This window comes from Burkholderia sp. BCC1640 (genome assembly GCF_902833125.1).
In the GTDB taxonomy this organism is placed as follows: Bacteria; Pseudomonadota; Gammaproteobacteria; order Burkholderiales; family Burkholderiaceae; genus Burkholderia; species Burkholderia diffusa.
On the sequence record NZ_CADFEF010000063.1, the window covers coordinates 1 to 11,440 of the forward strand.

General features: G+C 60.0%; 8 protein-coding genes and 2 pseudogenes. 3 read left to right on the forward strand and 7 right to left on the reverse strand.

Annotated features, from left to right (window positions below):
* Positions 1-624 precede the first annotated feature (624 nt).
* Entirely contained in the window at positions 625-912 is a 288-nt protein-coding gene (locus HWX25_RS32120) for a DUF883 family protein (RefSeq protein ID WP_175889150.1), read from the reverse strand.
* A gap of 765 nt (positions 913-1,677) precedes the next feature.
* Here HWX25_RS32120 and HWX25_RS32125 point away from each other — a divergent pair.
* From HWX25_RS32125 to HWX25_RS32135, 3 genes and pseudogenes are all read left to right on the forward strand, one after another.
* Positions 1,678-3,918, forward strand: a complete 2,241-nt coding sequence (locus tag HWX25_RS32125) for an NADP-dependent isocitrate dehydrogenase (RefSeq protein ID WP_175889151.1) — start codon at positions 1,678-1,680, stop codon at positions 3,916-3,918.
* A 44-nt stretch (positions 3,919-3,962) separates the two neighbouring features.
* Positions 3,963-4,046: pseudogene (locus tag HWX25_RS32130) on the forward strand (IS5/IS1182 family transposase); the annotation flags it as partial.
* A complete protein-coding gene (locus HWX25_RS32135; protein ID WP_175889068.1) occupies positions 4,029-4,268 on the forward strand; it encodes a hypothetical protein in 240 nt (79 codons plus the stop codon). The pseudogene HWX25_RS32130 and the gene HWX25_RS32135, both read left to right, overlap by 18 nt.
* A 96-nt stretch (positions 4,269-4,364) precedes the next feature.
* On the opposite strand, the pseudogene HWX25_RS32140 reads toward HWX25_RS32135, so the two are convergent.
* The 6 genes and pseudogenes from HWX25_RS32140 to ansP all read right to left on the reverse strand — a co-directional run bounded on the left by HWX25_RS32140 (position 4,365) and on the right by ansP (position 10,901).
* Positions 4,365-5,288, reverse strand: a pseudogene (locus HWX25_RS32140) (LysR substrate-binding domain-containing protein).
* A 29-nt stretch (positions 5,289-5,317) separates the two neighbouring features.
* Entirely contained in the window at positions 5,318-5,563 is a 246-nt protein-coding gene (locus HWX25_RS32145; RefSeq protein ID WP_175889153.1) for an EamA family transporter, read from the reverse strand.
* Between the two features lie 539 nt (positions 5,564-6,102).
* Positions 6,103-6,909 (reverse strand): transglutaminase family protein, encoded by an 807-nt coding sequence (locus HWX25_RS32150; protein WP_175889154.1) that lies wholly within the window; start codon positions 6,907-6,909, stop codon positions 6,103-6,105.
* Positions 6,910-6,917: 8 nt separating this feature from the next.
* Positions 6,918-7,859: an alpha-E domain-containing protein gene (locus tag HWX25_RS32155; RefSeq protein WP_175889155.1), complete on the reverse strand. Its 942-nt coding sequence runs from the start codon at positions 7,857-7,859 to the stop codon at positions 6,918-6,920.
* A 64-nt stretch (positions 7,860-7,923) separates the two neighbouring features.
* Entirely contained in the window at positions 7,924-9,336 is a 1,413-nt protein-coding gene (locus HWX25_RS32160; protein WP_175889156.1) for a circularly permuted type 2 ATP-grasp protein, read from the reverse strand.
* 74 nt (positions 9,337-9,410) lie between these two features.
* Entirely contained in the window at positions 9,411-10,901 is a 1,491-nt protein-coding gene (gene ansP, locus HWX25_RS32165) for an L-asparagine permease (protein ID WP_175889157.1), read from the reverse strand.
* Positions 10,902-11,440 lie beyond the last annotated feature (539 nt).

The window sequence follows — 11,440 nt, forward strand, 5'->3', positions numbered from 1 at the left end:
CGTCCGCGGGCCACGCTGAACTGGCACACGCCTCTGGAAATCCTTGCTCAGATTCTGGCTAACCCCACGGATCGCGCTCCTGTTCAGTAACCCGCGAGGTGTTGCACTTCGCCCTTGAAACCGCCATGTGTTGAGCTACTAAGAACCCGGAGCAGGCCGAATACTGGGAACCTCGCGCGCCGCCGACACGTACAGCCTTTGACGTCAGCCAAAAATTGTTGAGTTGGCTACATGAAAGGGAGGGAGGGAGGGAGGGAGGGAGGAGTGATTCGACAAAGGCCAAGTCGACGCTAACGAGCACTGACAAATTGCCCGAGTTGGGCAAAACTACCGGCAACCAATCATGAACAGCCTGAACGCAACTTCCGACCAACCGGGAAGACGCCGATGATCAGATTGAGTTGTAGTGCGCCGAGTAAAGCAGGATGAGAATGAGATATTACAAGGGGCTTGACGAGCTTCTGCGAACAGAATTCGCCCGTCACCTGGGCACACATGCCCAAGTGACGAAGCCTCGGTGTTCAGAAATACACGTCTAGGTGTTCCGTGCGCCGCATCTGCACAAGATGCTCGATCGACCGAAGATTCTTGAACGACGCACTAGTCACAATGACGCGAACTCAATCATCGCCGGCCGATCAACAAACCGATCAGTACGCCAACCCCTAGGGCAGTTGCCGCCGACGTCCAGGGCCGATCGTGCACATACTCGTTTGCCACACGAGCCGTCTTTTTACCCTTCTCGACGACAATCACTTGGGCGTCCGCTGCCTTTTTCCTGACCTGCTTGAGTCGATCACCGACCGCATCACGCACGCTCTCTTCACCGTCCGCTTGACCACCGACAGCTTCGCTATCAGCCCCCTTCACATCCCTTTCTGCTGCGCCCTGCAAGCTAGCCAACGTAGACATCGCGATCTCCCTTCTATCGATTGCTTACTGATTTCATGTCACGTGCGGACACCAGTTCGACGATCTTACGATCGCATTCAATGCCGCGATGAACACCGCAGCTCGCTTGACATGCTCCTCGAATCATCGTTCTACTGGATCAAAGGTCATCTGGAATACCTTGTACGCATCGACTAGTGACGCCTGCGAGATACCGTACGTCATCGATTTTTTGCTGACAAGAGGCATGCGTATTTCGACTAACCTGTTGCTATTCGCGGCATCGAGATACAGGAGACGACAACCTCATCTGTTCAACGAAGTGAATCCCGACGACGAGGTCCTGCAATTGTGCTCGACGGCGATATCGGAGGTGCAACGTGCATCTCCGGTGAAACTTGCACGGATGCTTGCGCTTGACGCGCGTCGCGTGACCGCTATCGACGTCGAAGCTTGCTGACCGGCTGATGCGTCCGCGGATCACCGAATGGCTGCTTTCTGGAAAGCCGGTTGGCCCCTCAGGGTTGTGGAGTCACCCCGTCGATGCAGCACACTTGCATTTCCGCGACCGCGAAAATCAGGCAGAATCCGCTCGTGCTATATGGTCTGCGCCGCAGACGGCAGTGTTCGTCATCGCGTTCCACTTTCGTGGACATCGGCCCGGCATCGCTGTCCGCTCCGCGCATTGATTCTGTCTCAGTGTTGCCCGATCCTTGATCAACGTTTCCGCTCCCGCGCCGATGGCGCGTGCGGGATGCCTTTCAACCGTCTGCCCAGAGCCCAGCAATGACGACCCAGCAACCGACAATCATCTACACCCTCACCGACGAGGCCCCGCTGCTCGCGACCAGCGCATTCCTGCCCATCATCCGGACCTTCACCGGACCGGCGGGCATTCAGGTCGAGACCAGCGACATTTCGGTCGCCGGGCGCATCCTGGGTGAGTTTCCGGAGTTCCTGACCGACGCGCAGCGGGTGCCCGACAACCTCGCAGAACTGGGCAGGCTGACTCAACTTCCCGACACCAACATCATCAAGTTGCCCAACATCAGTGCATCGGTGCCGCAGTTGGTGAGCGCGATCAAGGAACTGCAGGCCAAAGGCTACAACGTGCCGGACTATCTGGAAGATCCGAAGACCGACGAGGAGCAGGTGATCCGCCAGCGCTATTCGAAGTGTCTCGGCAGCGCAGTGAACCCCGTACTGCGCGAAGGGAATTCGGACCGCCGCGCGCCCGCTGCGGTGAAGAACTACGCCCGCAAGCATCCACACAGCATGGGCGAGTGGAGCATGGCGTCACGCACGCACGTCGCGCACATGCGGCACGGCGACTTTTACCACGGCGAAAAGTCGATGACGCTCGACCGCGCGCGCGACGTCAAGATGGAACTTGTCACCCGGAGCGGCAAGACCATCGTGCTGAAGCAGAAGGTCGCGCTTCAGGACGGCGAGATCATCGACAGCATGTTCATGAGCAAGAAGGCGCTGCTCGCGTTTTACGAGGACCAGATGGAAGATGCGCGCAAGAGCGGCATGATGCTGTCGCTGCACGTGAAGGCGACGATGATGAAAGTTTCGCACCCGATCGTCTTCGGCCACGCTGTGAGAATCTTCTACAAAGATGCGTTCGCGAAGCACGGTAATCTGTTCGACCAATTGAGCGTGAACGTCAACAATGGCCTTGCGAACCTCTACGAGAAGCTGGATTCGCTTCCGGAATCGAAGCGCGAGGAAGTCATCCGCGATCTGCACGCCTGCCATGAGCACCGTCCGGAACTGGCGATGGTCGACTCGGCCAAGGGTATCTCGAACCTGCACGCGCCAAACGACGTGATCGTCGACGCATCGATGCCGGCGATGATCCGCCTCGGCGGCAAGATGTGGGGGGCCGATGGCCGTCCGAAGGATACCAAGGCGGTGATTCCAGAGAGCACGTTCGCGCGGATCTATCAGGAGATGATCAACTTCTGCAAGACCAACGGCAACTTCGATCCGGTCACGATGGGCACCGTACCGAATGTCGGCCTGATGGCGCAGAAGGCCGAGGAATACGGCTCGCACGACAAGACCTTCGAAGTGCCGGAAGACGGCGAGGCGCGCATCGTCGATGTCGCGACGGGCGAGGTGCTGCTCACACAGAACGTCGAGGAAGGTGACATCTGGCGCATGTGTCAAGTGAAAGACACGGCAATCCGCGACTGGGTCAAGCTCGCCGTCACGCGCGTGCGCAACTCGAGCACGCCCGCCGTGTTCTGGCTCGACTCGTATCGTCCGCACGAATTCGAGCTCATCAAGAAAGTCGAGACGTACCTCAAGGATTACGACACCACGGGCCTCGACATCCAGATCATGTCGCAGGTGCGCGCGATGCGTTACACGCTCGAGCGCGTCGTGCGCGGGCTCGATACTATCTCCGTCACGGGCAACATCCTGCGCGACTACCTGACGGACCTGTTTCCGATCATGGAACTGGGCACGAGCGCGAAGATGCTGTCGATCGTGCCGCTGATGGCGGGCGGTGGCATGTACGAGACCGGCGCGGGCGGCTCGGCGCCCAAGCACGTTAAGCAACTCGTGGAAGAAAACCATCTGCGCTGGGACTCGCTCGGTGAATTCCTCGCGCTCGCCGTGTCGCTCGAAGAACTGGGTATCAAGACAGGTAACGAGAAGGCCAAGATTCTTGCGAAGACGCTGGATGCGGCCACCGGCAGGTTGCTCGACAACAACAAGAGTCCGAGCCCGAAGACCGGTGAATTGGACAACCGTGGCAGCCAATTCTACCTAGCGATGTACTGGGCGCAGGAACTGGCGGCACAGACGGACGCCGCCGCGCTGGCCGCGCAGTTCGCGCCGCTCGCGAAGCAGTTGGCCGACGACGAGCAAACGATTCTTGCGGAGCTGTCGGCCGTGCAAGGCAACCCGGCCGACATTGGCGGCTATTACAAGCCCGACTTCGACAAGCTCGATGCAGTGATGCGGCCGAGCCGGACGCTCAATGAGGCGCTCGCTGCGGTTCGCACTCAGTGAAATCGCGCCGCCCGGCGAGCGCGGGCGGCTAGTATTCTGGTCCGTTGTAACTGATCGACGCGATTCCACCGATCCGCGGATTGTGCGACCAACCGCTGAGCAGACCGCGTGTGGGCTACACCGATCGCCTCATCCCGAAACTTCTCCAGCCGGCCGGGCAACAGGATCACCTCACCTGGCCCGTCTCATCCCCGAGGCTCATGAAGAGCACGTCATTGTCCGCTCAGTATCGTGACCATCCAGCAAGCCCGAGCAAGCTGTCCGCCGCGCAGCGTCGTCAGTTGATCAGCCCGCTTCAGGTGGTCGAGCGCCAGACGATCCCAGACGCCATCTCCGTGTTAGCGTCGTGACCACGCGTTGCTGTCGAGGAACGGACAGATCGATCGTTGCGGAAGACAGCCCCGTTCTCGGCGCCTGCCAAAGCCAAACAAGTGATCAGTCTGCCGCTAACTGGCTCCTGCGTGTGCGCAGGCGATAATGCGCGACCATAGCGTCTCCGCAGCCTCCCCCCGCTTGCGGGCGGAACGATACAAACGTATCTCGAGCTCCGTGACTCAGTGTGCGCCACCAGCGATGACGAGGCTACCGTCAGCCAACTCCTTCGTCATACAGCTTTCGGGCAGCCATCCAATCCCATGGCCGGCCTGCGCCATGCACTTCAACGCTTCAGACATGTGCGTCTCAAAGCAGCGATGTAGTTCGTACTGCTCCGTCGCGTTGAGCAGCAGCATCTCTACCACGTTGCCGAGGAACGCGCCGGACGAGTATGCGAGCAGTGGAAGCGGCTCTGACGGTGTACCAGGTAGTCGGAACCGCGGCTTGCCGGTCATGTCCGGCGCAGAAACCGGCATGATCCGTTCGATGCCGAGGCGGATAAATGGATAGTGATTCGGATCGAGCAGAATCGGAAGCTGAGGATGGTGATAAGCGAGCAGAAGGTCGCACTCCTCGCTAGCAAGTTGCTGCATACCCTCTGGCACGTTCACCGCGTTGACTTTGACGGTCACGTGACCAACGTCATTCTTGAGCCGCTGCAGCCACGCCGGGAATAGCGTGAAAACCAGCGTGTGAGCGACAGCGAACCGCACCACCTGTTCGTTCGTCGAGAATTCGTCGTACCCATTCACGAGGTTACGAGCCGCGTACATGCTGCGCAGGATATCAGCGGCCAGCGCACGGAACATCTGACCGGCCGGTGTCAACGCTACCGGTGCAATGCTCCGATCCACAAGTTTCGCCCCCATCCAAGTTTCGAGCGCGGCGATCCGGCGGCTGAATGCCGACTGTGTTAGATGCCGGTTACGGGCTGCGCGTGAAAAGCTCTTGGTGTCCGCTAGGTTCAAAAAGTCTTCGAGCCACTTTGCTTCCATTGCATACCTCCCAAAAAGCCCACAACGCTCTAGCGCTTGACGCTGGTACCGGCGCTCACGATCGAAACCAGAAACACGCTGGCGAGTTGGAAAACCGACACCTTTTCCTTCAGCACGCCCCATTCCATGAAGCTCGAGACGGCAGACTCGAGACTCATCAGGGTGCCGAAGATCCGTACGTTGAGTCGACGAAGCATCGACATCTCAATCGCATGGGGAATGAGCGGAAGCAGCAACGCGATGCCGGCAGCGTGCGCGAGATCCGCAAGTGTCACGGTTGCACGACGCAAACGCTTAGCGACACCGGGAATGGAACGCCAAGTGACAGCGACAGTCCCTCAATCCCGCTCTTACGCACCGCAACGCTGCGTGTCAGTAAAATATAGACGGCCCAGTAACCGGTTGTCGCGGACGCGAGTGCGAAGCCCAATAGGTCATACCCATGAAAGTCTCTGTACGCGAAGCAGGTAGCGATCGCGTCGCCACCACTTAAGTGAGCGATCATCGGTACGGACAACGCGACGCTGATCGGTGTGAAGAAAATAGACGCTGTAGGCCTGAGTGCCCGCGGTACCACGTCGCGCCCCCGGGGATCACAATGTGACTTTGCTTTTTTATCATTATGTAACCGGTTAATGCGATCTGCTCGATCGATTGGTGAGCGCTCGGCATCTGAAACCGAGTAGGTCGAAGATCCGTCTCGTGCGGTACAGCGCCTCAACATCTGCCATAACCGAGCCATAGTGGCCGCATCCGTGCGAGTGCGGTATCACTCCCTTGTTTGACCGACTCGGCTCACCGAGTGGCATCTGTCTCACTCGTCCATTCGTCGCATCGCGATCTCGACGGCGAGTGTTTCCCTACACGCTGTCGAGCGGTGGATCGTCACCGGTGCTACGCCACGAGCGTCGACGCCTGCGGCGAGTTTCACATAGCGCTCGTTGGGACAAATATTGTCGACAGGATCGAAGCCGACCCAGCCGAGGTCATTGACATACGCCGAAGCCCACGTACGGCTCGCAGGCCGTGTTTCGTAATCATCCGCTAGCACATAGCCGGATATGACGCGTGCTGGAATGCCGAGCCGGCGCGCAATTGTAATGAATACGTGTGCGTAATCCTGACATGAGCCTCGCCCGCTCATCCATGCAGACTCCGCATCTGTCACGGTATCTGCAGTGTTCGACGCGTATGCCAAGCGGTCATGCACGATTGCCATCAGTTCATGTAGCTGTAAGAGCCGGTCGGTCCTACCTTTTAGCGCTGCCGCCAGCTCCTTGAGCGAATTCCCCGATCGTGTCAGCGGCGACTCCCGCAAAAGCAACCACGGAGGTGTGTAGCCTTCCGGATGGTCGAGCATGCACATCTTTTCGTGCGTCGTCACTTCGCCACGCGACACGATCACGATTTCGGTCGCGTCGGCGATGCTGCTTGTCAAGTCGACATGGTTTTCGAATCCGTCGACGTACGACAGTTCCGGTGGCCGATCGTTGGCGAGGACTTCCCAGCTCAGAACCGTTTGGCTGCGGCTCGTCGGCGGACGAAGCCGCAGGCGCTGTAGCATATGCGGCACAGGTCCGTCGTAAGAGTACCTTGCTGAGTGGACGATCTCGAGTCGCATCGCAAGTCTCAGTCGAAGTTGTAGGCCTGGGCGATTTCGAGCCCGAGGCTGTTGTTGCGGCCGATGAAGTCGGTCAGGAACTCGTGCAGGCCGCTCTTGAAGATCCGCTCGACCGAGGTATCGGACAGCATTTGCAGAATCTTCGTGGCCGTGTCGTGACACGGGTGTGTCACGCCGTAATCCTTCGCGAGCAGGTTCAGGCTCGACACGACGCGCCCGTAGCAATAACGCAGTGAACGCGGCATGCGGCCGTTCAGGATCAGGTAGTCGGCGATGTTCATCGGCTTGTACTGCACGTCGTACACCCAACGGTACGAACGGTGCGCGGCGACGCAGCGCAGGATGGTCTCCCACTGGTAGCTGTCGAGGATCGTGCCGACGTGCGACACGGACGGCAGCAGCAGGTGGTACTTCACGTCGATGATCCGCGCGGTGTTGTCCGCGCGCTCGATGAATGCGCCGATCTGCGCGAAATCGAAGATCTCGTTGCGCAGCATCGTGCTGTAGAAGCTGCCGAGGATCAGCGCGGTTTCGCGCTTCACCTGGTCGAGCACGGCCGGCAACTCGCTCTCCGGCACCGGCTGCGCGAGCGCGCGGCGCAGCGCGAGCCACGCGCCGTTCACGCTCTCCCACGCCTCGCGCGTGAGCGCGGTGCGCACCATCCGCGCGTTCGAGCGCGCGGCCTCGATGCACGCCAGCACGCTCGACGGGTTGTCGCGGTCGCGCAGCAGGTAGTCGGTCACGGTATCGGCCGCATACGCGTCGTATTTCTGCCGGTAGCCGTCGTCCGTGCCCGAGCTGACGAGCACCGACGACCATTCGGCCGGCGCGTCGGACGTGCGCGTGAGTGCCATCCGCAGCCCGGCATCGACGATGCGCGCGATGTTCTCCGCGCGCTCGATATAGCGGTACATCCAGTAGAGACCGCTTGCAGTACGTCCCAGAAGCATCTCGTGTCCACTCCGTCTTCATTCGGTTGGCGCGCCGGTTGCGGCGCGCGCGGTCGCGTCCGGCTCAGTCGGCCAGCACCCAGGTGTCCTTGGTGCCGCCGCCCTGGCTCGAGTTGACGACGAGCGATCCCTCCTTCAGCGCGACGCGCGTGAGCCCGCCCGGCGTGATGCGGATCCGGTCCGACACCAGCACGAACGGCCGCAGGTCGACGTGGCGCGGCGCGAGGCCGGCGTCGGTCAGGATCGGCGTCGTGGACAGCGCGAGCGTCGGTTGCGCGATGTAGTTCGCGGGGCGCGCGCGCAGCTTCGCGGAAAACGCCTCCAGCTCGGCCTTCGACGCGCACGGCCCGACCAGCATCCCGTAGCCGCCCGAGCCGTGCACCTCCTTCACGACCAGTTCGTCGAGATGCTCGAGCACGTACTTCAGGCTGTCGGCCTCGCCGCAGCGCCAGGTCGGCACGTTCTCCAGCAGCGCCTTGCGGCCCGTGTAGAACTCGACGATCTCCGGCATGTACGAGTAGATCGCCTTGTCGTCGGCGATGCCCGTGCCGGGCGCATTCGCGATCGTGATGTTGCCCGCGCGGTACACGTCCATGATCCCCGCGACGCCGAGCACCGAATCGGGGCGGAACGTGAGCGGGTCGAGGAACGCGTCGTCGACGCGGCGGTACAGCACGTCGATCGGGCGGAACCCTTCGGTCGTGCGCATCGCGACGCGGCCGTCGATCACCTGCAGGTCGCTGCCCTCGACGAGGTGCACGCCCATCTGGTCGGCGAGGAACGAATGTTCGTAGTACGCGGAATTGTGGATGCCGGGCGTGAGCACGGCGATGGTCGGGTTGTCGGCGTTGCCGCCCGGCGGGCACACGGCCGCGAGCGACTGGCGCAGCAACTGCGGATAGGTTTCGACCGGACGCACCTTCACCTGCTGGAACAGCTCGGGGAAGAGCTGCATCATCGTCTCGCGGTTTTCCAGCATGTACGACACGCCGGACGGCGTACGCGCGTTGTCCTCCAGCACGTAGAACTCGTTCTCGCCGGTACGGACGATGTCGACGCCGATGATGTGCGTGTAAACGTTTCCGGGCGGCCGGAAGTCGATCATCTCCGGCACGAATGCTTCGTTGTGCGCGATCAGGTGCTTCGGGACGATGCCCGCGCGCACGATCTCCTGCCGGTGATAAATGTCGTCGAGGAACGCATTGAGCGCCATCACGCGCTGCTCGATCCCGAGCGATAGCCGGCTCCATTCCGCGCCCGAGATAATGCGCGGGACGATGTCGAACGGAATCAGCCGCTCGGCGGCCTCCGCGTCGCCGTAGACGGCGAACGTGATGCCCGTCTTGCGGAACACGCCTTCCGCGTCGTGGGCCTTCTGGGCGAGGCTCGCGGGATTCTGCGCCTTGAGCCATGTATTCACTTGCGAGTACGGCGCGCGAACCTGCCCGCCCGTGTGCATTTCGTCGAACGGTGTCATGGTAATTCCCTCGTTTGTTCAGGGCAGCAACCGAAGGCGAGCCAGCGGCTGCCCCTCTTGCCCGTCACCCAAGCCTAGTTGTCGTCCTTCTCGAGGATTTTCTGCGTGAGCGCGACCGACGGAATCGTCGGTTTCAGCATCGTGCGTCGCGAGCGTTGACTGACCCATTTCCATCCCATCACGAGCATCAGTCCGACGAATGGAATCGACGCTACGGTGTACGTGCCATTCGGATAGTCGAACGCCATCAGCACAAGTACCCCGAGCAGAAACAACAAAACGAGCCATGACGTCAACGGGGCACCGGGCATCCTGAACGACACGTCGTTTACCTCGCCGCGCCTGACTGCCGTTCGGAACTTCATCTGGCAAACGACGATGAAGCCCCACGTACTGAGGATGCCGAGGGACGCGATGTTGAGCACAATCTCGAATACGCTGGACGGAACAAGATAATTCAGCAGCACCCCAACGAAATAGATCGCAACAGTTACAAGAATCCCCACGTATGGCACCGAATGTGAACTCATCCGCCCGAGCACCCCCGGCGCGGAACCACCCATTGCCAGAGAGCGCAGCACGCGGCCCGTCGAATACAACCCAGAATTCAGACTCGACAGGGCAGCAGTCAGCACTACCATATTCATAACCGAGCCAATGCCGGGGACGCCGAGCATGCCGAAGAACGTCACGAACGGACTCTGCCCCGCCTTGTACGCACTCCACGGCAGCAAGCAGACGAGTAGCACGACCGATGCCACATAGAAAAGCGCGATCCGCCAGATCACGTTGTTGATCGCACGTGGCAGTATCTTGCGCGCATCCTTGCACTCGCCTGCGGCAATACCGACGAGTTCAACCCCGGCGAATGCGAACACAACACCCTGCACCAACACCAGAGCTGGCATCAGCCCGTGCGGGAAGAATCCGCCGTTGTCCGTGATCAGGTGCATCCCCGTGTCGTGGCCGGTGACATGGCCACCGACACCGAGAATCACCGTGCCAATAATGAGAAACAGCACGATTGCGGCAACCTTGATCAAGGCAAACCAGAACTCCATCTCGGCAAACCACTTCACGCCGATCAGGTTCATGGTCGCGACAATGAACAGCGCGACAAGCGCAAAGGCCCATTGCGGCACACCAGCAAATGGTGCCCAATAATGCATGTAGAGCGCGACCGCCGTGATATCGACGATGCCCGCCATCGCCCAGTTCAGGAAGTACATCCAACCCGCAACAAAGGACGCTTTCTCGCCGAGAAACTCGCGTGCGTACGACACGAAACTCCCGCTAGTAGGCCTGTGCATCACAAGTTCACCGAGCGCGCGCAGAATCAAGAACGAAAATGCTCCGCAAACCAGGTAGACGATCGCAAGCGACGGACCAACGGCTTGCAGACGAGCGCCGGCACCGAGAAACAGACCGGTGCCAATCGCGCCGCCGATCGCAATCATCTGAACTTGCCGGTTGCCGAGAGTTTTATGATAGCCAGCTTCGTGCGATTCGAGCCAGTTCTGCTTGGTGTTCTCGCCGTTTGATGACGGCTCGGGAATCGATGCCATGATTGCATCCTCTTATGCTGCGTGATTTCGTTCGAACCATACCGCGATCCGTACCCACTGGTGCCCGCAGTCTCGCGACGGCGCATTACATATGCGCATCGTTTCTATCGCATACAGACAATGGAGAATGACACCATCAACCCGAACCGTACGCAGCCGTAATTTCGCTCACAAACGCTATGCAAATTTCGACTTACTCTGTCCCAGATTGCGCATGCGACGGAGACAGAAAACGTCTTGAAACGCGACCCAATTTTTGGGGATGCAACGCGACGATTACAAAAATGTCTTGTTTTCCGCATACGCGTAGCGCATCGCTCGGCATTGCCGTGAGCGACACGCTACGCGTATTCGGCATACAAGTCTCTGGAACCTTTCACTCGGCATTTTCGACATGAACGCACGTCGATATCCCTAGGGAAACACTGATTTATCCGGCTCTGTGGTCATCGCTGACGCAGCCGAGGACGTTGTAGAAGATAGTTCACGGAACGGGTCCACGACGATGAAACGGCAAATGAGCTTTGCGGAAGCGGAAA